At 41.4% G+C, this 24,798-nt stretch carries 23 protein-coding genes; 5 read left to right on the forward strand and 18 right to left on the reverse strand.

Annotated elements, in window-relative coordinates; genetic code table 11:
* The first annotated feature begins 158 nt into the window (after window positions 1-158).
* Window positions 159-1,646 (forward strand): glycoside hydrolase family 130 protein, encoded by a 1,488-nt coding sequence (locus KXD93_RS11420; protein WP_258137226.1) that lies wholly within the window; start codon window positions 159-161, stop codon window positions 1,644-1,646.
* Window positions 1,647-1,653: 7 nt separating this feature from the next.
* Here KXD93_RS11420 and KXD93_RS11425 read toward each other — a convergent pair whose 3' ends face one another.
* The 11 genes from KXD93_RS11425 to KXD93_RS11475 all read right to left on the reverse strand — a co-directional run bounded on the left by KXD93_RS11425 (window position 1,654) and on the right by KXD93_RS11475 (window position 12,654).
* Complete coding sequence (locus KXD93_RS11425) at window positions 1,654-2,661, reverse strand: glycosyltransferase family 4 protein (RefSeq protein ID WP_258137227.1); 1,008 nt, start codon at window positions 2,659-2,661, stop codon at window positions 1,654-1,656.
* A complete protein-coding gene (locus KXD93_RS11430) occupies window positions 2,662-4,941 on the reverse strand; it encodes a glycosyltransferase family 4 protein (protein ID WP_258137228.1) in 2,280 nt (759 codons plus the stop codon).
* A gap of 331 nt (window positions 4,942-5,272) precedes the next feature.
* Window positions 5,273-6,460, reverse strand: a complete 1,188-nt coding sequence (locus KXD93_RS11435; RefSeq protein ID WP_258137229.1) for an aspartate aminotransferase family protein — start codon at window positions 6,458-6,460, stop codon at window positions 5,273-5,275.
* 116 nt (window positions 6,461-6,576) lie between these two features.
* Window positions 6,577-7,101 (reverse strand): hypothetical protein, encoded by a 525-nt coding sequence (locus KXD93_RS11440; protein WP_258137230.1) that lies wholly within the window; start codon window positions 7,099-7,101, stop codon window positions 6,577-6,579.
* A gap of 9 nt (window positions 7,102-7,110) precedes the next feature.
* Window positions 7,111-7,848: a hypothetical protein gene (locus KXD93_RS11445; RefSeq protein WP_258137231.1), complete on the reverse strand. Its 738-nt coding sequence runs from the start codon at window positions 7,846-7,848 to the stop codon at window positions 7,111-7,113.
* Window positions 7,849-7,898: 50 nt separating this feature from the next.
* Window positions 7,899-8,453: an RNA polymerase sigma factor gene (locus KXD93_RS11450; RefSeq protein ID WP_258137232.1), complete on the reverse strand. Its 555-nt coding sequence runs from the start codon at window positions 8,451-8,453 to the stop codon at window positions 7,899-7,901.
* Window positions 8,454-8,568: 115 nt separating this feature from the next.
* Window positions 8,569-9,030, reverse strand: a complete 462-nt coding sequence (bcp, locus tag KXD93_RS11455; RefSeq protein ID WP_258137233.1) for a thioredoxin-dependent thiol peroxidase — start codon at window positions 9,028-9,030, stop codon at window positions 8,569-8,571.
* Between the two features lie 2 nt (window positions 9,031-9,032).
* Window positions 9,033-10,751, reverse strand: coding sequence for a M23 family metallopeptidase (locus KXD93_RS11460; RefSeq protein ID WP_258137234.1), 1,719 nt, complete (start codon window positions 10,749-10,751; stop codon window positions 9,033-9,035).
* 91 nt (window positions 10,752-10,842) lie between these two features.
* Entirely contained in the window at window positions 10,843-11,454 is a 612-nt protein-coding gene (locus tag KXD93_RS11465) for a fumarylacetoacetate hydrolase family protein (protein WP_258137235.1), read from the reverse strand.
* 373 nt (window positions 11,455-11,827) lie between these two features.
* Window positions 11,828-12,061 (reverse strand): hypothetical protein, encoded by a 234-nt coding sequence (locus tag KXD93_RS11470; RefSeq protein ID WP_258137236.1) that lies wholly within the window; start codon window positions 12,059-12,061, stop codon window positions 11,828-11,830.
* Between the two features lie 83 nt (window positions 12,062-12,144).
* Window positions 12,145-12,654, reverse strand: coding sequence for a T9SS type A sorting domain-containing protein (locus tag KXD93_RS11475; protein ID WP_258137237.1), 510 nt, complete (start codon window positions 12,652-12,654; stop codon window positions 12,145-12,147).
* Window positions 12,655-12,848: 194 nt separating this feature from the next.
* On the opposite strand from KXD93_RS11475, the gene KXD93_RS11480 reads away from it, so the two are divergent.
* Window positions 12,849-14,801 (forward strand): KUP/HAK/KT family potassium transporter, encoded by a 1,953-nt coding sequence (locus tag KXD93_RS11480; RefSeq protein WP_258137239.1) that lies wholly within the window; start codon window positions 12,849-12,851, stop codon window positions 14,799-14,801.
* 261 nt (window positions 14,802-15,062) lie between these two features.
* Window positions 15,063-15,857, forward strand: coding sequence for a phosphatase PAP2 family protein (locus tag KXD93_RS11485; protein ID WP_258137240.1), 795 nt, complete (start codon window positions 15,063-15,065; stop codon window positions 15,855-15,857).
* Between the two features lie 11 nt (window positions 15,858-15,868).
* Here the strand turns inward: KXD93_RS11485 and KXD93_RS11490 are convergent, their stop codons facing one another.
* Window positions 15,869-17,569, reverse strand: a complete 1,701-nt coding sequence (locus KXD93_RS11490; RefSeq protein ID WP_258137241.1) for an amino acid permease — start codon at window positions 17,567-17,569, stop codon at window positions 15,869-15,871.
* Between the two features lie 78 nt (window positions 17,570-17,647).
* On the opposite strand from KXD93_RS11490, the gene KXD93_RS11495 reads away from it, so the two are divergent.
* Complete coding sequence (locus KXD93_RS11495; RefSeq protein WP_258137242.1) at window positions 17,648-18,307, forward strand: phosphatase PAP2 family protein; 660 nt, start codon at window positions 17,648-17,650, stop codon at window positions 18,305-18,307.
* A gap of 62 nt (window positions 18,308-18,369) precedes the next feature.
* Here KXD93_RS11495 and KXD93_RS11500 read toward each other — a convergent pair whose 3' ends face one another.
* From KXD93_RS11500 to KXD93_RS11515, 4 genes are all read right to left on the reverse strand, one after another.
* Window positions 18,370-19,032: a hypothetical protein gene (locus KXD93_RS11500; protein ID WP_258137243.1), complete on the reverse strand. Its 663-nt coding sequence runs from the start codon at window positions 19,030-19,032 to the stop codon at window positions 18,370-18,372.
* 217 nt (window positions 19,033-19,249) lie between these two features.
* Window positions 19,250-19,684, reverse strand: a complete 435-nt coding sequence (locus tag KXD93_RS11505) for a hypothetical protein (protein ID WP_258137244.1) — start codon at window positions 19,682-19,684, stop codon at window positions 19,250-19,252.
* 11 nt (window positions 19,685-19,695) lie between these two features.
* Window positions 19,696-21,396 carry a M3 family oligoendopeptidase gene (locus tag KXD93_RS11510; RefSeq protein WP_258137245.1) on the reverse strand — a complete coding sequence of 567 codons (1,701 nt, stop codon included), beginning with the start codon at window positions 21,394-21,396 and terminating at the stop codon, window positions 19,696-19,698.
* A 141-nt stretch (window positions 21,397-21,537) separates the two neighbouring features.
* Window positions 21,538-22,467: an NAD-dependent epimerase/dehydratase family protein gene (locus KXD93_RS11515; RefSeq protein ID WP_258137246.1), complete on the reverse strand. Its 930-nt coding sequence runs from the start codon at window positions 22,465-22,467 to the stop codon at window positions 21,538-21,540.
* Window positions 22,468-22,781: 314 nt separating this feature from the next.
* On the opposite strand from KXD93_RS11515, the gene KXD93_RS11520 reads away from it, so the two are divergent.
* Window positions 22,782-23,153 (forward strand): hypothetical protein, encoded by a 372-nt coding sequence (locus tag KXD93_RS11520; RefSeq protein WP_258137247.1) that lies wholly within the window; start codon window positions 22,782-22,784, stop codon window positions 23,151-23,153.
* 37 nt (window positions 23,154-23,190) lie between these two features.
* Here KXD93_RS11520 and KXD93_RS11525 read toward each other — a convergent pair whose 3' ends face one another.
* Both KXD93_RS11525 and KXD93_RS11530 read right to left on the reverse strand, forming a co-directional pair.
* On the reverse strand, window positions 23,191-23,850 hold the full coding sequence (locus KXD93_RS11525; RefSeq protein WP_258137248.1) for a Crp/Fnr family transcriptional regulator: 660 nt from the start codon (window positions 23,848-23,850) through the stop codon (window positions 23,191-23,193).
* An 85-nt stretch (window positions 23,851-23,935) separates the two neighbouring features.
* Window positions 23,936-24,790 carry a UbiA-like polyprenyltransferase gene (locus KXD93_RS11530; protein WP_258137249.1) on the reverse strand — a complete coding sequence of 285 codons (855 nt, stop codon included), beginning with the start codon at window positions 24,788-24,790 and terminating at the stop codon, window positions 23,936-23,938.
* Window positions 24,791-24,798 lie beyond the last annotated feature (8 nt).

The raw sequence follows: 24,798 nt of genomic DNA on the forward strand, positions 1-24,798 counted from the left end.
GTAAATGTTATAAAGGTTGTAAGTGTTGTAGCATCACCAACATACTTTACTCTTTACAACTTTTACAACAACTACAACCGTTACAACTTAAATTAATCGTAAAATTGCCGCAATCAATTTTGATGCAGTGGTGTTACAGTATAAATGCTTTTTTTAATATGAGACTTTCCATTGAACGCAAGCCAATAAGAATTAATCCAGATCCAAAACGTGTAATTGCCAGGTTTTTCTTTAATGGAAATGACAGAGCCAAAGAGGTGATTCAACGAGTTATGAATATCAGCGAAGACATGGCTTTTGGCATAGTATCACCGCTGTTGCAGGAGTATTCAAAACGACACCGAAACATTACGCGCGCGTTGAACAGGCATTGCAGCAAACTAAAACCTCTTTTTACTGAACTCGACATAGATTATGACTCCTTAACGGTATACCGCAAACTATTGATCGGGTCTTATTTCACGCACGAATATTCTATTGAATCGGCGGCCTTTTTTAATCCGTCGATAGTTGAAGATCCCGATCAAACTGAATTACAGGAGGGCCAAAGACGGGTTATCATTAGCTTCAGGGCTGTTGGTGAGGGGCACATTTCGTCCATAACATTCAGGCGGGCACTAATTGACCAGGCCAACAACATCACTGTTTTGCCTGCGGGCAGCTATATTGATGAGGCTGAAATAGTTAGAAATGCTGTTTATAATAAAAAACTATTCTTTAACAAAGCTGCGGTAACCCAAATCGATATCAACGTTTTAAATGAGCTGGAATCAAAACTCGATCATCATTTTGAATATGCCAACCTGCGCCGGATAATTAGCGATTCGCAAAAGCTGCAGGATACGGATATGAAAAAGCTGGAATACGATAAGGTATTATGGCTGGCTGACTCTTATTATGAAATTGTATTTTCGTTAGACACCGATATCTCCGACCGTGTGATATTTCCAATCTCCGAATACGAACGTAAGGGTATCGAAGATGCGCGATTTGTTCATTTTAAAAATGACGACGACAGCACAGTTTACTACGCAACCTATACCGCCTATGACGGTTCGCTTATAATGCCGAAACTGTTGCAAACCAACGATTTTTATAATTTCAAGATAATGCCCCTTTATGGCAACGGAGCACAAAACAAAAATTTGGCACTTTTCCCAAGGAAGATAAACGGCAAATTCGCCATGATATCAAGAATAGATGGCTGGAACAACTACATCATGTACTCGGATAAGATTAATATCTGGGAAAAACCCATCAAGCTGCAACAACCTAAATTTAGCTGGGAGTTTATCCAGATAGGAAATTGCGGCTCGCCAATAGAAACCGAACATGGCTGGATAATGATAACTCACGGCGTGGGCCCTATGCGCAGGTATGTACTTGGCGCCAGCTTACTAAAATTAGATGATCCTGAAGTTGAAATAGGGCGACTAAAGGAACCCTTGCTGATCCCCAACAGTGATGAACGCGAAGGGTATGTGCCTAATGTGTTATACTCCTGTGGCTCTATTGTGCATAATGGTAAATTGATCATTCCTTATGGTGTGTCCGATTCTTCAACCGCATTTGCCGAGGTGGATATGAATGAACTTATTGCCAAATTAATAGCTGATAAAAAAGAAACAGATAAGTCGGGCGTGTAAAACAGCCCTAACGTGATAGGATTTGCTTATACAATTCTAAATAATCCGCCACCATTTTATCGCTGGAAAATTGACTTTCAGACCAATCCCTGCAATCCTGTCGTTCTATTTTTGCCAGGTTATTGACGACTTCGACCGCCTCATCTATATTATCTACCAAAAAACCCGTCTCTTCATGCCTTATCAATTCCGGCATCGAGCCTTTGTTAAAGGCAATAACGGGGGTACCGCAAAGCATGGCCTCAGCTACGCTCATGCCAAATGGCTCGTTAAAATTTATGGGATGCAAAAGTGCGGCGGCATTCCGTAAAAGCTGATTTCTTTTAACTGGTTCGGCATTGCCGAGGTATTGAATATCTTCACTTAAATGCGGCTTAACCTTTTCGTTGAAATAATTCTCATCCTGTATTAAGCCAGCAATCAGTAATTTCCGTTTACTTTTTTGGGCGATCTCTATCGCCTCGGCAGTACCCTTGTCATGGTGGATCCTGCCTAAATACAATAGGTAATCTTCAGGCTTATCGTTAAACTCAAACTGTTCAACATTCAAACCATTGTAAACGGTGGCGATATAGTCCAGTTCTGCACTCCGGTCTGAATTGCTAATGGATACGTAATGACCAATCGCGTTATATTTTTTATAAACCGGAATTATCTTCGGGGACGAAAAACCATGAATGGTGGTAATTACCGGTGTTTTTATCAGCCCCGAATAGGTAAGCGGCAAAAAGTCGAAGTTATTGTGGATAATGTCGAACTCGCCGGCCCTTTCCATCAAATTACTGATGTGCAGGCATTCCAAAACCTTAGCATCCTGGTTCCTGTCCTCTTCGTATCCTTTTTCACAAACAGAAAACAGCTTACCGTTGGTAATTGAATCGCCGGTAGCAAAAAGAGAAACATCTATTCCAAGTTTGATCAAACCCTCTGCAATATTCGAGGCCACCTGCTCCCACGGGCCATAGTGCCTTGGCGGCGTCCGCCAGGCAACTGGGGCTAATATAGCGACCCTCATTTAAAACGATAGTGAAACATGTTGCCCCGGTTTATTATATTCATACTCATGCTCAAATGCCTTCAATACAGTTAGGTGCGAAATCAAATACGCAAGCGTACTTTCGGCTCCCTGGTTGCGGTTTATCCCCGTTGGCAGCAAACCGTCGCAACAACCCTTTGTCTCATGATCATAAAGCGGAGCCCGCAAAGTATTTTCGCCCAGGAACCATTTGTAACTTAAAAACATCTTCTCGATATATTGGGGCTTCTTGAATGTGGTATAAGCCTGGAAATGCATCAGCACCATAGCCATAGTTTCGATAGCCTGCTGATCGAATGTTGGGAATGTACCACCCTTATAATACCAGCCGTCATTACCAACAGGGCTCAGATAACCGTTTGATAGGGTTAGCTTATCTAAAAATGCCATTGTGTTTAAGGCAACCTCCTTTACCTTGTCGTTCCCTGTAATTTCGCAGGAATGAAGCAGGGCCAAAGGCAATATGGCATTATCATAGGTCATTTTCTCTTCAAACCATTGCCAGTCTTCACTTTGGTGATGGTCATAAGCGTCAATCAGGGGTTGGGTTAAATTGATCATTTCCCTGATCATCCCATCATCCCCCGGAAATGCCTTTAAATAAAGGCTTATCCCAATTATGGTATTTGCCATTCCCCTTAAATGTTTTAAGGTTTTAAAATGAGGGAACGATTTATGAAAGATCTCCGTAGCAAACTCACGGTATGAATTACTTGATGAACAATCTATCAAATACCCAAGCGACCAGATGGTACGGCCAAACGAATCCTCCGATCCTATTTCATCCAAATACCGGCGGTCAAAGCTCAGGAAGTTGCGAAAGTTGCCATCTTCGGTTTGCATATAGTGAATATAGCTGAGGTAGATCGGCAAAAGTTCAAATGCTTCGCGGCTTTTACTGCGCTGATAAGCCATCAGCGCCATTATCAACGCCCGGGCGTTGTCATCCAAACAATAGCCCTCCTTTAAATTGGGGATCCCATATTTAGCATGTTGAACAATCCCTGTATCGTCCGTTAACCGCAAAACATGGGTTAGGCTGAATTTTGGCATTATCTCTGGATCGACAATGCTATTCTTTAATATTTTATCGCTAAAATCGTGGTTTACGCTTGCTTCCTGTGCTACCCGGATAAATTCAGATCCGATAACGGGCCAGCGTAAATGCAGGCCATATTCGTAAGCATTTTGCTTGAGTTCATTCAACACACGTTCCTGGTCTAACAGCTCGTTTACGATCTCGGCTAACGCCTCAGCATCTTTAAAATCGAACATACGCCCGCGGTTGTTTGCCAAAAGTTCAGTGGCATGCCAATACGGAGTTGATACAACTGCCGCACCCGCACCTACTGCGTACGATAAGGTTCCGCTGGTAATCTGCGCCTCGTTTAAATAAGGCGTAACATATATATCTGTTGCAGAAAGATAATCAACCAACTCCTCTTCTGATACAAACTTATTGATAAAGCTTAAATGCTTTGATACACCCAATTGTGCAGCAAGGGTTTTCAGGTGATCCCTGTACTCTTCTCCGGAGTTTTTTATTACGCCGGGATGGGTATTCCCTAATACCACATACATCACATCGGGATGGTTTTCAACAATTTTAGGCAGCGCCCGTACAACTGTCTCCAAACCTTTGCCGCGGCTTATCAAACCAAACGTCAACATTACCCGGTGCCCCTTAAACTGGCTTAGGCTTTTTACAGGATTTGGGCTTGATGCTTCCACGTCAGGCACACCGTGCTCAATTATCTGGATCTTTTCAGCAGGTATATCATAAATGGTAGTTAAAAACTCCACCGCCCGCTTACTCATCACAATTATTTTTGATGATTGCTCCGCAATCTCCCTGATAATAATGCGCTGCACATAGCTTGGATCCTTTAAAATAGTATGTAAGATAGATATTAACGGTTTTTCGAGCCGGTTTAGCAAGGGCAGGATGTAGATACCGCTTTCACCGCCATAAATTCCGAACTCGTGCTCCATTATACAAACATCGGCATTGCTGGTGTTTATATAATTAGCAGCACGGATGTAGTCCTTTTGATGATTTTGCCTGATAACATATTTAACCTCCTCCGGGTATTCATATTCCGTCATGCTCTCAGAATCATTTAAAGCCACAACAAAACCACCGTTCAGCAACGATTTCCTTTCGGGGAAATTTGCATTTATGGCCCGCATTAAATTCTGATTAAATGTCGCTATTCCGCATTCGCGGGGAGGATAGGTTGATATGTATGCTATTTTCATGTTTACGTAGAAGATGTATATTTAAAACCCCTGGTTTAATTAATTGTTTAAAATTGTGACTTAAAAAGCGGGCAGTTTTGTTCAACAACATGCATATATGACCTTTAAATGGCCGTTTAGATGCATATTCAGTATAGTTATCACAAATTATACCATTTTAACTCAAACTATAATTCAGGGATGGTAATAATGTTAGCACACTAATTACGAAATGGTATTTACTTAAATGGAGGGAATATCAGAACCACCATTACAAGGTGCGCTCTTTCGCCAAGATACGATTTAAATCACGGTTTTTTGCTCCGCACAGAGGTATTATATAATGCATGCTTTAGCAGTAGAAGTCCACCGCTTCCAAAATAACCTCACAAGCCTTTTCAATTTCCTGCGTTTTAATTACCAAAGGCGGTGCGATACGCATGGAGTTGCTGCAATGTAGAAACCAGTCGGTTATTACACCGTTTTCAATACAGTGGTCAATAATTTTCTTTACCAGCTCAAAGCTTTCAAATTCTGCGGCAAGCATGAGGCCCTTACCTCTTACTTCCTTAATTGCAGAGTGAACGAGCAATTTTTTAAACAGGGCTTCCTTTTCAGCAACCCCATCAATCAGCCTTTCATTAAGTAAAACCTCGAGCGCCGCCAATCCTGCAGCGCAACATACCGGGTGACCACCGAATGTAGTAATATGCCCGAGAATTGGATTTTCTTTTAACGCGCCCATTATTTTGTTTGATGAGATAAAGGCGCCAACCGGCATCCCCCCTCCCAGGGCTTTTGCCAGCAATAAGATGTCCGGCTTAATATCAAAGTGTTTGAAAGCAAATAATTTGCCCGTACGGCCAAAAGCCGCCTGGATCTCATCCAAAATCAGTAGCGTACCGGTTTCATTACAGCGTGAACGCAATGCCTGCATATAAGCTGCATCAGGCACCCGGATACCCGCCTCACCCTGTATCGTCTCGATAATAACACAAGCGGTTTCAACGGTTATCAATTCAAGATCTGCGGGCTCATTAAATCTTATAAAACTAACACCCGGCAAAAGTGGGCGGTAGGCTTGTTTAAAGTCCTCGTTCCCCATTACGCTTAAAGCGCCATGTGTGCTGCCGTGGTAGGAGTTATGGCAAGCAACTATTTGCTGCCGACCGGTAAAACGCTTGGCCAGCTTCAATGCCCCCTCAACGGCTTCCGCACCCGAGTTGGTAAAATAAACCGATTGTAAATGATCCGGTAATAACGAAACTAACTTTTCAGCAAACCGTACCTGGGGTGTTTGCACATATTCGCCATAAACCATCAGGTGCATATACTTATCCACCTGGTCTTTTATCGCATTAATAACGTATGGATTTCCATGGCCCAGGCTGCTTACACCAATACCCGATATCAGGTCAATAAAAGCTTTCCCGGCCGCATCATACATATAAATTCCCTCTGCCCGCTCAAACTCAAGCAGCAACGGAAAATCAGTGGTTTGTGCATTATTAGCTAAGAAAAGTTGTCGCAGGGTGGGCATGGTGCAAAGGTAAGTCTTTAGTCTCAAGTTCAGAGTCAAAAGTCAACTTCAAAATTAGTGACAATCGAATCCACGATCTCCACAAAACCAATGACCCAATGACTAATGACTAATGACTAATCCCCTGCTCGCACACTGCGTTCGCTCAGGATCTTGAGCGCTTCGTCATTAAATTCGCGCTCGCTTTTGTACAGGATGCTTACTTTTTCGGGAGGTAAAATCTTGTAAAATTGATCGCGGTATTTTCTTTTGATCTCTACAAGCTGACTTTCATACTGCAGGTCCTGTTCAACCTGTTTGGCGCCATCAGCTGTGGAACTGGAATTGTTTATCCGTTTGAGAATGCGCACGGCGGTAAGTTCCTCGTTATATTTACGGTATAGGGGCCAAAAAGCCTTTGCCTCATCATTGGTAAGTTTCAGCCGCTGGCTTATAAAACTTTCCTTAACAGCCTGGATCTTTCGTCCACCGGCAGGTTTAGCCTGTTTTACAACTGTCGGCCTTTGATTGTACCGCTCAACAGGCCGCTGCGCCGGATTATATGGCTGCACCGGCACAAGTACACGGCGCTGCCCATAGCCCGTAAAGCTAATGAACACCATAATTATTATACCGAAAACAAACCTTATCAGCTTACTCATCTAAATTTATTACTGCTCGTTATTCAAATCTTTTCGCAAGGCATTTTCTAAACTCTGATCGTCAATATTCGCATCATCAGCGGCAACTGATTGCTGAGTATCTGAAGGATCAGCGTTTAATTCCAGGTAATTCTTTATGTCATCTGCCGAAACACCTGACAACTCCTTATGTAAAAAAGTGCCCTTATGCTCAATAACTGATCCTGTAAGCTCACTTAATAATATCCCACCGCATAAAGCCAACGCAATACAAGCGGCAGTAGCATACTTAAAGAAGTTGGAAGTATACATCTTCCTAACTATCCCCATGCTTTTAACAGCATTGGCGTTAACCGTTTTATCTAAAATATTTTTACTGAGGGTATCAAAGTAGCCTTCGGGAACAGTAAACTGTTCCGCAGGCTCTCCTAACGCCTCCTCAATAAAAACGCGGCTTTGAATCTGCTGCTGCAGATTTTCAAAATAACCTTCGGGCACAGTAAACCCATGCTCATCAGTATTTAAAGCTTCCTCTATTGCTATCCTGCTCTGTATGTTACCGGTTAACTCCTCAAAATAATTTGCAGGAACCTCAAAACCGCCTGTTAGCTCATCATCTTTTAATTCTTCTAAATTCTTCAACGCTACAATCCGATCTCCGAGGTCGTCAAAATAACCGGCTGGCACTGTAAACGGATTAGCAGGATTAATCTGTTTCAGTGACATGTATTCGTTCAGCCAATCTTTATTTTCCATTTCACTCTTCATATCTGTTGTATAGATGGAATAATTTTCAAAAGGTTTAAAATTATTTAAAATTAATCTCTACCAATTAAGTAGGCTTCTATTTTCTTTACCGCGAGGTGAAAGGAAGCCTTTAATGCGCCAACGCTGGTACCCAAAACCTGCGAAATCTCCTCGTACTTCATATCCTCATAATATTTCATATTGAATACAAGTTTTTGCTTTTCGGGCAGGGTTAGTAAGGCTTCCTGTAATTTACGTTGTGCAGCATCGCCATTAAAGTATGTAGAGTCGGCTAGAGTGTCAGCCAATTCATACGCTACATCATCAAGCGATATATTATTTTTTTGCTTTTTCTTATTCAGGAAGGTAATGCATTCATTGGTGGCTATACGGTACATCCAGGTATAAAGCTGCGCGTCGCTTCTGAAGCCGGCCAGGTTTTTCCAAACCTTTATAAATACATCCTGTACCAGGTCATCGGCATCGTCATGATCAATTACCATGCGCCGCACGTGCCAGTATATCTTTTGCTGATATTTTTTCAGCAGCATGTTAAATGCCTCATTCCGGGTTTTCTCATCCTGGAACTTGCTTAATATCTCTGCGTCGTCAACCTCTTTTGGCATGTAACAAATAATTAAACTTAAATCTTTATTAACTGCTTATTATTTACAGGAGCAATATTACTATTTTTCCTATTATATTTTAAGTCCTCTCCTTTGGAGAGGGTTGGGTGAGGCTTTATTGCAACAGATCAAGCACCTGCTTGGTTGCATTTTTAGTGTCAACCTTATCAAGTATATGGCTTATGGTACCATCAGGGCCTATAATAAATGTTTTTCGTGCAGTGCCCATATATTTTTTGCCATACATATTCTTCTCTACCCAAACGCCATAAGCTTCATTAATAGCCTTATCAGTATCAGCAATCAGCGGAAACGGCAGGCTATATTTTGTTTCAAATTTTTTGTGCGATTTTTCGTCGTCGGTACTAACACCTATCACTTCAAAACCCTGGCCAAGCATCGCCTGGTAGTTATCCCTGAAGCTACACGCTTCTGCGGTGCAACCTGGGGTATCGTCCTTCGGGTAAAAATAAAGGATCACGTTTTTTCCCTTAAAGTCTGATAAAGAAACCGTTTTACCATTTTGATCGTTAGCTGTAAAATCCGGGGCCTTGTCGCCTGCTGTAAGTGTTGCCATTGCTATCTGTTAAAAGCAGCAGAAAAGTATCTGCTGTTGTTTTTGTTATCGGTAACAGTTAATTCGAAAATATGTTTACCATGCGCAATATCGCTATTAAAGCTATAATTTAATATTTTACTTTTAAAATCCCACACCATCAAAACCCATTTACCGTCGATCTTCCCCGCGATAGTTTTAATACCCGACAGGTTATCCCCTATTCTGAATGAAATAGTTTTTGCGGCTGCAAGATTAGCTTCGTTCCTGATATTAATGGGCACAATAACCGGAGCTACGGTATCCAGCTTTATATAAAAATCGCCAAATAAGGTGGGCTGTGCCTTAATATACCCATCCTGGTACGTGCCGCTATAACAGGCCCCTTCGGTACTTACAATTACCGCTTTATCAGCAAATTTCCCAATGGTGCTGTCGGGCTTTATCCAAAGGTCAAAGTTTTCATGAACAGGCGTATATTTGTTATGGATGCGATGAATGGCCGAATATGTCCCCGGTCTTTCCGGTAGTGTCGAATAAGTGAAATCTATATCATCATACAGGTTCCCCGGGTTAACACGTACCCGAACTTTGTCGTTGCTAAACTCATTTACCTTGTCGTAACGAAACAAATTCCCGGCGGGCTTTAAAACCGTTTGGTTAACGGACGCAATACTCGATTTAATTTTCAGACTTAATGTAGATGTGTTTCCGGCTATATCCTTTACAACATATTCAACATCGTGCATGGCATCATCATTAAATGTAACCAGGCCGCGATTTATTGATTGCGGGTAAAGCGAGATCTTACTGCCGGGCAATATGAAGCACTTTTGAAACCACCTGTGTGTTTTCAATAATTCAGGATAATCAACATAGGCGTTTATGGCGTGTGTTTGGTTGAATGCGAAACGCTCAACAGCGAATGTATAAACCGTTTTTCCATCCACCTTCAATTCACACGAATAGATTCCGTTATGATTTGGAGATACGCTGTTCATATCCGTTGTGATTATGCCGAACCCGATTTGGCCATTCAAATTAATTACCTGGGGCTTTGTTAAATGATAGTTACCGTTATTGCCTGTTACGGCAAAAAATTGCCGTGGCGTTTTTTCGGTAAACGGACTACCGTCCACGTGATAAATACTGATAGCGGAGATGGTCGGCGGCACCTTATCCGGAATAGTTAAACCAAACAATTGCGGGTTAATTGTTTCTTCGGTTTGGGTATCCCTGATCTCGAAATGCAAATGCGGACCTGCAGACGCGCCTTCATTTCCTGAAATAGCAATCACCTCGCCCTGGCAAACCTGTAGCTGTAGCGGATCGAGCTTAAAATCAACTTCAAAATTTTGCTGTTTGTATTGCTCATCTCGAATCAGCTTTTCCATCGCCGGGCTAAACGATTTGATGTGCCCGTAAACTGTTGTAAAACCGTTGGGATGTGTTATGTAGATAGCATGCCCAAATCCGCCAAACTGGATGCGCAAACGCGAAACATAACCATCATAAGCAGCATGTACCGGGTAACCGGTTTGCTGGTTGGTTTTAAAATCCAAACCTGAATGAAAGTGAGCTCCCCTTAATTCGCCAAACGAACCGGCGGTAGACGGCGGCAGGTCGAGCGGATAGCGAAAAAACCTTTGAGGATATGGCTGACTTTGGATAGGGCCTTGTGCAAACACACTAAAACAAAAACAGCATAAAACAATTAGGGGCACTATAAATTTCTTGATCATACTTGATTACTGTTCCGGAATTTCGAATTGATTCTCTTTCCGACTTACGGACTTTACTGACTTACGGACTTTCGGACTTTCGGACTTCCCCCTACTTCACGTAGAAATCGAGCATCTTTACATCTTCAATATAACCTTCCAGTCTGTCGCCTACATTTACTTTGGCAACGCCTTGCGGTGTTCCGGTGTAAATAAGGTCGCCTTTTTTTAGGGTGATGTATTTTGATACAAAGGCAATGATGTATTCAAACGAAAATAACATGTACGAAGTATTGCCGGTTTGCCTGTTTTCGCCGTTTACATCCAGCTTAAAATTGATGTTTTTCAGATCAGCAAATTGCGATTTTGGGACAAATGAACTGATAGGAGCCGAATTGTCAAACGCCTTTGCAAGTTCCCAGGGCAGCCCTTTTTCCTTATGCTTTGATTGAATGTCGCGGGCGGTAAAATCAACACCAAGACCAATTTCTTCAAAGTAATTCTGCGCGAATTGCTCACTAATGTGCTTACCTTCTTTACTGATCTTGATTACGATCTCAATCTCGTGGTGGATATCCTCCGAAAAATCAGGATGATAAAATGGCTTGTTCTCTTTCAGCAGTGCTGTTTCCGGCTTCATAAATATCACCGGAACACCCGGAATAGGGTTATTTAACTCTTTGGCATGCTCGGCATAGTTGCGGCCAATGGCAATTATCTTCATAATGCCGAAATTAAACTAAGATTTGTAGGATAAAAAGATTTTAGGAGTAAAAATTTAAAAATCGAATTAGATATAGCTTAAAGAGCAAGTTTCTCAGGATTCTGGCGATTATCCCAAAACACTAAAAGTTCAATGTGATTTGATTTTATCCTATAAAACAAACTAACTTGTTTCACAACAACACATTTGTAAGCGTTGGCTTCTTTAGAATTAGGAATATAATTGAGGATTGTTGGATATGTACTTGATAACCTCTTCAGTTCGGTGCATAAAAGCTTTTAATTCTTTTCTGTCCATTCTTCATAAAGATATTCAAGCGTATGCGTGTAGGTTATCCTGGCCTTGGGCGACCAGATTATAGAATACGAAGACATTACCTTCCAATAAAACGGCTTTTCATTTCAGTCATTACGTCGTCATGCGGAATCCCGTCACCTCTGTCAAGTTGATCTTTTGCTTCATTGATAGCACTCTTCACCTGTGCAGGCAAATCATTCCAAAAATCATTGTCTGACAATCCTACCAATGACTTAATTTCATTAAGTAAAAAATCGTCATCGCTCTGAATGATCCTTTCTGCTATCCTTTGTTTTAATTCAATATCCATAACTTGAGTAGTTATATAAAGGTAACGATTAGAATCGAACAATTCTTATCTTCTAAATCCTACAAATCCAAAAAATCTTAGTCTCAGTTAGGAATAACCGAGATCCTTTTAATTACCGATTCGGTACCGGCTACAATGCGGACAAAGTAGAAGCCCTGGTTTAATTTATTGGTGATAGAGTATGAGAAGGCTTGCTGACCAGGTTCAACCCTTTGGTTAAACAAAGTAAAAATATCATTGCCCAGTACATCCATAATCTTTATAGTGACACCCGATGAGCGGGATATAGCATACTTAAGGTTAATTTGATCTGTAACCGGGTTGGGATACACCTGTACGTTTGACAGCAGCTTATCATCAGATTTTACAACACTTAGTTTGGTAGTTGAAATAACGGCCGGTTTTATCGGCGGCAATACTAAATGAAGTGTGCTTTTAAATGTAGGTGTTTTGCTTGCGCGGGGTTTTAGTAAATGCAGAATGCTCGTATCAGTTTTTTGAAAACTCATAGCATCCGAAAAGGCGAAATTCATAAAGATTGCTATCGCAATTATTATGATCCATTGTTTTTTATAAGTAGAATTTCGCCTCATGCTTTTTATTATTTACAAAAGTATAAATAAAGCTGTCATCAGCTTAAATACACACCGCAATTATTATACATTTTAACAAAATTTAACAGTCAAAGGTTTAATCCTGCCATAAATTTAGCTTTTCTTTTGCTAATATTTATTATTTAATCACTTAATTGTAATTTTTAATACTTTTGGGCTTTTGAAAGTATAAAGTGTCGAATCATAAAGATCTGCAAAAATTAACTGCCGCAGGGCTGTTAATAAGTTTAGGAATAATTTACGGTGATATTGGTACTTCCCCGCTGTATGTATTTAAAGCCATTGTTGGTGATAGATCCATTTCAGAAACTTTAATATTAGGAGGAGTTTCCCTTATTTTCTGGACACTTACCCTCCAAACCACATTAAAATACGTAGTAATTACTTTACGGGCCGACAATAAGGGTGAGGGTGGCATATTCTCACTTTTTTCGTTAGTACGCCGCCGTGCCAAGTGGCTTATTGTACCTGCAGTGATCGGTGGTTGCGCTTTACTTGCCGATGGTATTATTACGCCTCCCATCACTATTTCATCGGCAATTGAAGGGCTGCAGGGTAAGTTCCCGCACCTGGAGACTATGCCTATTGTGATCGCTATTATTATCTTCCTGTTCATTATACAGCAATTCGGGACCTCACTGGTAGGCAAGGCTTTCGGGCCAATGATGTTTATCTGGTTCACAATGATGGGGATTTTAGGACTTTCCTTTATCTTCAAATCCCCTACGATATTTAGGGCGCTAAACCCCTATTATGCATTTCAATTGCTTACAAGCCATGCCCCTCATGCTCATCCTTTAGTAATTATAGGTGCGGTATTTTTGTGTACCACCGGGGCCGAAGCATTATATTCTGATTTGGGGCACTGCGGCCGTAAAAACATCCAGATCAGCTGGATCTATGTAAAAACGTGCCTGGTGCTTAACTACCTTGGACAGGCTGTTTGGCTTTTACAGCACAACGGCCAACAAATGGATCTTAACTTACACAATCCGTTTTATGAGATCATGCCCGAATGGTTCCTTATTTACGGGATCGGTATCGCTACCGTCGCTGCGGTTATCGCCAGCCAGGCTTTAATTTCTGGTTCGTTTACGCTTATTGCTGAAGCCGTACGCCTGAATTTATGGCCAAAGGTGCGCATAAACTATCCATCAGAACAAAAGGGTCAGCTATATGTGCCGAGTGTAAACTGGCTATTATGTGCAGGTTGTGTTGGTGTGGTGCTTTTATTTAAGGAATCGGCCAATATGGAGGCTGCCTATGGTTTGAGTATTACCGTAGCTATGCTGATGACCACCATCCTTGTGGCTAACTTTCTGCGTCGTAAAAAGTTACCAACCTACATCGTTGCCATATTCCTGGTTGTGTATTTGCTTATTGAAGGAACGTTCCTTGCAGGTAACCTGGTTAAATTTGTGCACGGTGGCTGGTTTACATTATCCGTTGGATTGTTCTTATTCACCATTATGTGGACATGGCACACTGCCCGCAGGATCCGCAATCGCTATGTTAAGTTTATAGAAATAGAGGATTATTTCAGTATCCTCAAAGAGTTAAGTGATGACGAAACAGTGCCTAAATATGCCTCGCAGCTGGTTTACTTAACCAGCGCAAACTTCAATTCGGAGATTGAGTCGAAAATCATTTACTCCATATTACAAAAGCAACCCAAACGCGCCGATGTTTATTGGCTGGTGCACGTTGACGTGGTTGATGAACCCTACAAAAAGGAATATGAGGTTGATGTATTGGTGCCAAATAAACTCATCCGTATCGACTTTAAACTTGGGTTCAGGGTTGAGCAGCAGATAAACCTGCTATTCAGAAAGGTAGTTGAAGACCTTGTTAAAAAGGGCGAGGTTGATATTACAAGTAGGTATAAATCTTTAAACCGCCATAAAATTGTAGGTGATTTCAGGTTTGTGGTTATCGAAAAGGTACTGTCCCGCTCACATAATCTTTCTTTCTACGAGAGCTTTGTAATGGGTTATTATAAGATACTAAAAAAGATAAGCCTGTCGGAGGAACGCGGTTTCGGGCTCGATCTGAGCTTTGTTACTGTTGAAAAAGTGCCTTTGATGCTGGCTGCCCCTGAAACTGTAGAGATACACAGGGTACATTAATTCAGAAGATTTTAATGGTCAAAGAAGGCTGGTAATTCCCATTCTTCTTTGACCGTTATTATATAAAACAAGCCCGAAACTATCAGCCTTAACGGAACAAGTCAATCGTTTTCCAGGTTAACTCAATATTAATTCAGAATTACTACAGTTTTAGGTAATATTTTTGTTCCGTTTGAATTAACTATAACTGGCTTACGCTACTTTTTGCCTATTTGAAAAAACTATACCTATAAAATATTGTTAAGATTCAAATTTCCGCCATTGAAAAAGCTAGTAATTGTTTTGTTGTGTATTATTTCGTTCAGGGCCGGTGCACAAGTTACTGATACCACCATAAAGAAACTTGGTGATACTATCAAAAAGGACCTCACAACCGCTCCCGATACGGTGCAGCACTTGCATAGTAAAACTGCTGCCTTAATATTCCCTGCAGCTTTGGTAGGTTATGGAATAGCCTCCTTTGTATTTCACCCGGTGCGCAGGTTTGATTATTATGTAAATAGCGGATTCAATAAGTACTACCCGCATTCCTCCGGGAGTATTGAAAGCTACTTCCAGTTTGCTCCTGTTGCAATGGTTTATGGGTTAAACCTGGTTGGTGTTGAAGGCAAGAACAGGTTTATTGATCGTACTGCCCTGCTGGGCCTTTCAGCAGCGTTTGCAGGCGGATCTGTTTATATTTTAAAGAACACTACGCATCGCCTGCGGCCCAATAACGCCAATAAATTATCCTTTCCATCAGGCCACACTGCAAATGCCTTTATGGGTGCAGAATTTTTAGCCCAGGAATATTCGGGTAAATCACCGGTTTATGGTATAGTGGCTTATTCATTTGCAATTACAACAGGTGTTTTCCGCATGTATCACCGCGACCACTGGTTTAGCGATGTGGTTGCAGGCGCTGGGTTCGGCATCCTTTCTACAAAGGCTGCATATTTAGTTTATCCTTATGTAAGAAACGCCTTTAGCCATACCAGCAAAGCAGGCAAGCACACTATGGTGATGCCTATGTACCAGGATGGGGTAAAAGGGATGTCGTTTGCTATGGAATTGTAGGCTGATAAAGTTTACAAACTTTCGTGTGTCTTGTTAAGCAGGCTATGCTTATATCCGTAAGTAAAGTATATAACCAATCCGATTATCAGCCAAATTAAAAATCTAAGCCAATTGGTATAGCCTAGTTCTGTCATTAAATAAAAACAGCTCAGCAACCCAAGTACCGGGATAAGCGAAAGGTTTTTCACAAACGACAACACCGTTAATACAGCCGAAAGAATAATAAACAAAAACATCGGAAAGTTTTCATGCGCATTGTTACCGCTGAACAAACCCATGAAGTTATGCCTGAAAAAATACACACCAATAATAAATACGGCCGGAACTATATATTTTGAATTGATATATGGCAGATGAAAACGGCCCTTTTGAGCAGCTTCACGTGGCAATAGCAATACCCCGCCGCAAACCAAAACAAACGCAAACAGGGTACCAATGCTTGTCAAATCTGTCACCTCTGTAAGGTTCATAAACAAGGCTGGTATAGCAACCACAAAACCGGTTACAATTGTTGCAAATGATGGTGTATGGTATTTGGGGTGGATCCGTGAGAACGCCTTAGGCAATAAGCCATCACGGCTCATGCTCATCCAGATGCGTGGTTGACCCAGCTGGAAGATCAGTAGTACACTCGCGGTAGCAATAACTGCACTGAATGATATGATCCCGCTCAATGCTGTCAGGTGCAATTTAGTGAATACATAAGCTAGCGGATCGCCAACGGCAAGTTCCTTATAGCTTACCATACCGGTGAGCACCAGTGCAATCAATATATAAAGTACAGTACAAATTATCAGCGAATAGATCATCCCCCGGGGCAGATCGCGCTGCGGGCTTTGGCATTCTTCCGCCGTGGTTGATATCGCATCGAAACCTATGTAAGCAAAGAACACGCCTGATACGCCCTTCATTACTCCCTTGAAGCCATTAGGCATAAATGGATGCCAGTTCGCCGGGGTTACATAAAAAAAGCCTACAGCTATAACCACAATAACGATAGCTATTTTTAAAAACACCATCGCGTTGGTGGCTTTTTTAGTTTCGCGGATGCCAATATAAACCAGGTAAGTTATTATGATCACGATAAGCAATGCCGGGGTATTGGCTATCAGTCTGAAACTGCCAAAACCGGGGGCGTTGGCCCATGCAGCAGCGCCCTGTTTAAGCGCATCAGTTATTTCGTTAAGGTGATGAATGCTGGTTAACCGCTGTACTTCTTCATGCGCCTTAAATGCGGTAAAATAATCCGTGGTAAGGTATTCCGGCATGTGAATGTGGAAGCCCTCCAGCAGGTTTACAAAGTAAGTGCTCCATGATATAGCCACCGCTATGTTGCCTATGGCATATTCCATTAGCAGGTCCCACCCTATTATCCATGCTATCAACTCACCGAACGAAGCGTAGGCATAAGTATAGGCGCTACCCGCAACAGGGATGCGAGAGGCAAATTCTGCATAACACAATGCTGAAAATCCACACGTTACCGCTGTAAGTACAAATAATATGGTTACGCCGGGGCCGCCGTTAAATGAGGCAAGGCCGATGGTTGAAAAGATCCCTGCACCCACTACTGCGGCAATCCCCATAAGGGTGAGATCTTTTACTGTAAGTTCTTTTTTTAGATGACCCGAATGTTCTGCATCGCTAAAGCCGCTTGCTACGTCGGTTAATATTTTGTGAATAGATTTTTTACGGAATAAACTTTTCGACATCAGTTCTTAATAATTTGATCAGGTATTGTAAACATAACCATTTTTTTGCATTCAGTAATGATATGCTTACTTTGCACGATGAATATAGGAATAAATGATGTTTTAAAACAAATCAGGCTATTTTTTATCCCTTATCTTGTTTTTTTGGTTGCATGCCTGGTAGTTAAATTTCTCTTTACAAAGGAAGAGATCTACTTTGCAGTGAACGGCATATACAGCACATTCGGCGACTTTATAGCCCCGTTTGTGACAGACCTTGGCAACGGCTGGACCATTATCGCACTATCCGCCATACTGGTACTCTTTAATTATCGTGTAGCTTTTTTAATGGCGACCAGCTATGCATTAACCTCATTAACAGCGCAACTTGTGAAAAATATTGTCCATGCACCGCGACCAACGTTGCTGTTCAAAGCACGGCTGAGCCAAATACACGTGGTTAAAGGCGTGTATTTATTGCAGTTCGACAGTTTTCCATCAGGTCACACCGTAACCGCTTTTTCGGCGGGGGTGCTGATCACCTACCTCGCGAAAAATAAAAATTGGGGAATTTTACTGGTGATAGTTGCCATAGCTGTTGGTTACTCACGAATGTATCTTAGTGAGCATTTTTTTGAAGATGTAATGGCGGGGTCAGTGTTGGGCGTAATAGTTACCGTTTGCTGGATAAGCTTTATCGACAGCAAAGAGTTTTTACACCGAAGCAGCTGGAACAAGGGCCTGCTGAAAAGGTCTTAAACAAAAAAGTCCTGGGCCATTACGGACCAGGACTTTATCGGTTTGTTTTTTAAGATCAGAAATTAGCTGATCGCCAGTTTCTTTCTTCTACGTACTACGGTAATAATAATTAATAACAATACTACTGCGCCGCCTCCATATACGCCTATTTGCACAATGGGCGACATGCCTTTAGCATTTGAAATATATTGGTCATTACGCTGCAACTGAGGCGAAAGTTTAATAGATGATGAAAACGCCTTATACTCATCCTTTACAACATCCTTTCTTTCTTCAGGATACACGTATTCAAATGTATAAGTTGCATCCTGGGTATAAAGCAGCGTAAAGTTTACCAACTGCACGGTGCCGTTGCCATCATCATTTTTTAAGGTAAACACTTTTGCCTCTAATGTACCAATCGTGGTGTCGCGTACATGCTGGGCGCTGGCGTTGTTACCTGATTGAGCCTGGATACTGCCAATGTATTTCTTTAATACGTTGTTCAGGTCATTTTCCTTTTTTAAAGGTGTGTTATTCTTTTCGTTAGGCGCATTTATAACGGTCATAAAACCATATAAGCCGTTTGCTGAATATATATGCTGGCCAAGGGTATCCTTTTTCTGAAAGCCTGCAGGCAACGAAACAGTAACAAGGCTATCTACTTTTACAGGCTTAAGCGCTGTTTGGCTGAACGCCGATATAGCAAATGATATAAGGGCGAAACTTAATAATATCTTTTTCATAATTATTAAACTGCAAAAACACCAATTGGTTTTAATTTTACATGTTTTAACAAATATGTTATGATATTTTTATGACATATTAAGTTATTTTACAGCTAGTTATGACAAATACGACAATGTCAAAATAACACGTTCTTACTATTAATTAACCTAGATAATTCATTAAATCAAAAGCGGGATAACCTTAAGAAACTCGCTTTCATATCTTTAACTGTTACTACTTTACATGTTTAAAATAGTTGTCAACGGCATTAAAAATTTCATAATCAGTTCCTGCAATATATTGTAATCTGATTAGGTTTGTTGAATTACTGTCTAATAATCCAATTTCAATAGCGGAAGAATTTTTAAAGTTTACCTGACGGATAAATTTTATATTCTCCCAGTAAAATTGATTGTGTCTTGTATTGTCGATTATCCCCTCTTTATTAATTTCAAGAGCAATCTTATTAGTAATTACTGGGACAAAATATTTTACACCAACAATAATTAGAAATAACAGCATTATTGCTTCAAATCCAATCATTATTTTTATATCGGCTATATCTGTATAATTAAAACTCTTTAGTAAAAAAACAATAAACAATGCTAATATTCCAAAGAAGCTTATAAACCCAAAGCCTTTATTGTATTTGAATTGAATGGTGTCCATTGAAATATTCCTTACAACTTATCCATCTCGCCCTTTACAAACTCAGCAAGTTCCTTTACATAAGCGGCGCTGAAATCAAACTTGATCCCGGCTGTTTCGTAAATCTCCTTGATGGTTTTCGTATAACCCAACTTCAAGGCATCCAAATATTGCTGTAGTCCTTTTTCCGGGTTTTCTTTATAATTTTTCCATACGGCTATTGCCCCAAGCTGGGCCATCCCGTATTCAATATAATAGAATGGCACCTCGAAAATGTGCAACTGTTTTTGCCACAGGTTATTTTCCGCATCCTGGTGTTCGCTCCAGTCGGCAAAGCCTGCGCCAAACGGCTCGTAAATCTTGATCCATGCTTCTGTACGCTCCGCATCGGTATGGTCTGGATTAGTATAGATCCAGTGCTGAAACTGGTCGACCACGGCTACCCATGGCAATGTTTTCAATACATCAAAAAGCTGATCGCGTTTGGCACGCTTCAGGTCTTCTTTGTTATCAAAAAAAACATCCCAGTTATCCATCGACATCAATTCCATCGACATAGAAGCCAATTCTGCAACCTCACTTGGGCAATGTTTAAAATCATTCAGCTCTAAGTCGGCCGTTAAAAATGTGTGTACCGCGTGACCACCCTCGTGAACCATGGTAGTCAGGTCGCGGAACGTATTGGCCGAGTTCATAAAGATGAACGGCGCGCCTGTTTCTGATAGCGGGTAGTTATAACCGCCCGGAGCTTTACCCTTACGGCTTTCTACATCAAACAGGTTATTATCCTTCATGATCTCCAAACGCTCACCCAGGTAGCGGTTAATATTGCTAAAGCATTGAATGGACTTCTCAATCAGCTCATCACCGCTGTTAAAAGGCTTTAACGCAGGCTTGCCCGATACATCAACATCCATATCCCAAGGTTTCAGGGTATCCAATTGCAAAGCTTCCCTGCGCTTTTCTGCCTGTTCCCTAAGAATAGGCACAATTTCCTTTTCAATTGCCTCGTGGAAAGCGTAGCAATCCTGCGGGGTATAGTCAAATCTTCCTAAGGCCTGGAACATGTAATCGCGGAAGTTTTCGAACCCTGCGTTTACAGCAACCTTATGGCGCAATACGCGCAGATGGTCAAAAAGCTGATCAAGCTGATCCTTGTCCTGTAAGCGGCGGGCGGTGATCTTTTCCCAAACTTCCTGCCTTTTTGCGCGGTCGGTATCCTTTAAAAATACAGACGCCTGCTCCAAAGTAAATTCCTTATCACCGATATGAACCGACATCGAGCCGGTTATTGATTGATATTTCTGCTGCTCAACCTGGATCTCGGTCTGGATGGGAATGTTCTCTTCCCTGAATAGTTCCAATGATTTTTTAACGCCACGCAGGTAAATGAAATATTTATCGTGATCCAGTTTGTCAACCAATTCGCTGTTAACCAGCTTTATATTCAGGTCGTTACTGAAGGGAGCAATCTTTGGCTCAATTTCGGTAGCAAAGTATTGAAAGTTTTGCAATAGTTCTTCGCTGGTGGTATCGCAGGTCATCCGGATATAGCGCCAGGCAAAATCTTCTTCCAGGGCGGCTTCAACCTCGCTGCGGTCATGCAGCCATTTTTCAAGGTCGGCCACTGAATTTATAGCGCGGTCGCGTAGTTCAATATAAAGCGGTTCCAGGCTTTCCCATTTAATTTCGAAGCCGGCTGGGATATATGTTCTTGTTTTTTTGTGGATCATGGTTATCTAATTTGCAGATATGCAAATGTGCAGATGTGCGGATGAATATCCAAGAAATAAAAAAGAATGTCATGCTGAACTTGTTTCAGCATGACATTCTTAAATAACGATCCTATCTTCCGGACTTTCGGACTCCTCCCACTACTTCTTCGCATACAACGTCTCCGACATCAGCTTCAACCCATCCTCATAGCTTGTTGGCTTCACCTTAAACGCCTTTTCAAACTTGTCGCTGTTAAAAATATAATCGTGATCATATTGGTAGTACATTTCAACCGTGCCCATTACCACTTTTTTGAATAAACCAAAGATCCAAAGCATAAACTTTTTAACCGTGAAAAACTTAGGTTTAACTCCATAAACACGCGCCGTCATTTCAATAAACTGCTTGCCGGTAATAGCAGGTGCAGTCGGCATGTGCCAGACCTGGTTATCACTTTCCGGGTGCTGGCCCAGCAGGAACATACCCTTACCCATATCAGGGATATAGCTAAAATTATGCAGCTTGTTTGGGTTGCCTATCCACTGAGCTGTTTCGCCTTTGGCATATTTGTCCAGCACCATCATATCTACAAAGCTGTTCATGTTGTCGGTGCCGTAAAAGTCGGCGCCGCGGGCTATTGAAGCACGGATGGTGCCTGCTTTTACTTCAGTCATCAGCATGTTTGCAATTTTAGCGCGGATGCCGCCTTTTACGCTGCAAGGTTTATAAGGTGTTTCTTCCTTCATCGGTCCGTCAACCAGGCCGTACATGTAAACGTTGTCAAAGAATATCAGCCTGGCGCCGGTTTCCTTACCCAGGTTGATAAAGTTTTGCATAATAACCGGCCACTGTTCGGCCCAGATCTTTTTGTCGTAAACCAACCCGGCAGTTAGATAAATTACAGACGATCCCTTTGACGCTTCCAGCAATTCGTTATAATTTAAAAGGTCAGCCTTTTTCCAGCTTACATTTTTATTATCGCTTTTAATTGGCTTGCGACTTACAAGACGGATGGTTTCATTAATATTTTCAAGTTCGCGGGTAAGTGCATTCGCTACTGCGCCGCCGGCTCCTAATATGGTGTGCATAATTTTTCGTTTTTGATTTAATCAAAGGTACATCAGCTTTGACGCTCAAAACGTTAACAAAAGATAAGGAATTGAGTTGATTAGAGGTTAGAGATCAGAGATTAGGCCTCATTGTTTAGAAAGCTGCATTTCGGCGGTATCCTGCTAATTCTCAAATCCTGTAAACGGCGAAGCCCTCTTGAACGCCTTAAAAAAAAATAAAAACGTAAAAAATTCTGATTCAGACATTGACATGTAACTCTAATACAATTCTAATACCTATTATGTTTTTTTTAATAAGATTGGGGTTAACTTTATAACATCAAACTTAAATCATGAAAAAGCATCTCTTCTTTTTTGCAGTAATATTTTTCACTTCAAGTTGCTTTGCATTTGCCCAAAACAAAATAGATAAATATTGCCAGGTTATAATAGGCCCTAAAAACGGTTTAACAACCAAAAGGATAGCAAAAATTTCCTTTGGCGATAACAAAGATTTATTTGCGCTAAAAGACACCACTGTTTTCCAAAAGCTACATTTTAATGTTGATCACATGGTAACCGAAACCGATGTTTTAAATTACATGAGCAAATCAGGATGGACTTTAGTTGATATTCATTCCGCATTTCAATACAACCATTATGAGGTGATATATTTCAAAAAAGCATTTGACATTTCAGAGTTGGCAGAAACTCCATCAAATTAAATTATTGCTCTGCTTCAAATCCAAGATCCGAAATCATTTACCTCGCCTCTACTAATATTCTTCTTCTTATCCTCGACAACGAAACCGGCGTTATCCCTAAAAAGTGGGCAATGTAATGCTGCGGCATGCGCTGCAGGATTTCGCGGCCGGTGCTTAACAAATCCATATAGCGTTCTTCGGGTGTTTTTGTAACAAACCCGGATACCCGGTCTTCATAGCAGATCAAATAATGTTCAGCTACCAGGCGACCGAAGCGTTCCATTTTATAGGCCAGCATGGGGTTTGCCAACATGAGCTGCATATTTTTATGGGTGATGGTGATCAGCTCTGTGTCCGTAAGCGCCTGGATATAGCTTACTGCCGGCGTTTGTGTCAGATAGCTTTTGTAAGAACTGACATACTCATTTTCAAAACTAAAATAGCCGGTTAGTTCCTCGCCGTCTTTAACATAATAATACCTCACAGCACCTGCTACAATAAAGCCAATATCTTTACAGGTCATTCCCGGCTCCACAAAATGCTTGCGTTTCTTTAAGGTGCTGAATGAAAGATGCTGCGTAAATACGATCCATTCCGCCTCGTTAAACTCAACATACTTTTTAAGCTGTTCCCTGAAAATGCCTTGTGCTTTTAACTCGTCCATGGTTTTGCTGATGTGCGGATATGCAAATGTGCGGATGTGCAAATGAAAATCCAAAGAAAACCTTAATAGATTTACTCCCGATAAACCACCAAGCTTTCTATCTTTCGGACTTTACTCACTTTCCGGACTTCCGGACTCCCTACCTAATCCACAACCTGTCCAGCAAAAAGAATACCGCAAATACAACGCTGGCTATTCCATTAGTGGTCATAAATGCAAAGTTAACGCGACTCAAATCATTGGGTTTTACAAGCAGGTGCTGGTAGATCAGCATGGTGCAGAAGAAAACGATACCTACATAATACAGTACGCCAACCTGCGTAAAAAATATCGGCATGATAACAAAAGCTGCAGAAAGGATATGTAAAAAGGTAGATAACCTCAAAGCGTTTACCTTACCCAAATATGCGGGGATGGAATGCAGGTTTTCGCTGCGGTCGAAGTCTTCATCCTGTAAGGCATAGATAATATCGAAACCGCTTACCCAGCAAAGTACAGCAAATGAAAAGAATAAGGGCGTTAACGCAAATTGCCCGGTTATTACCAAATAAGCCCCTATAGGCGCTAAGGATAAACCCAAACCCAATACCAAATGGCAAAGCGCGGTAAACCGTTTAGTAGCGCTGTAACCTAATACTACCAGCAAAGCTACCGGCGAAAGATAAAAACAAAGATCATTTATAAACCAGGTGGTAGCAATAAACAACAGGCAATTAACAATAGTAAATGTCAACGCCGCTGCCGGGCTGATCCTGCCTGACGGAATATCCCGTTGTTTGGTACGCGGGTTTTTTGAATCGATATCCCTGTCAAGGTACCTGTTGAACGCCATTGCCGAATTACGGGCAAACACCATACACAGAATCATCATTACCAGCTTCATCCAGTCGAACCGGTGATCGGTAGTGGTAACTGCCAGAAAGAAGCCGATAAAGGCAAAAGGCATGGCAAAAATGGTGTGCGTGAAGGTAACTAAGGAAAGATACTTTTTCATGTATAAAG

Origin of the sequence: Mucilaginibacter phenanthrenivorans, from assembly GCF_024721155.1 — a bacterium.
Lineage (GTDB): Bacteria > Bacteroidota > Bacteroidia > Sphingobacteriales > Sphingobacteriaceae > Mucilaginibacter > Mucilaginibacter phenanthrenivorans.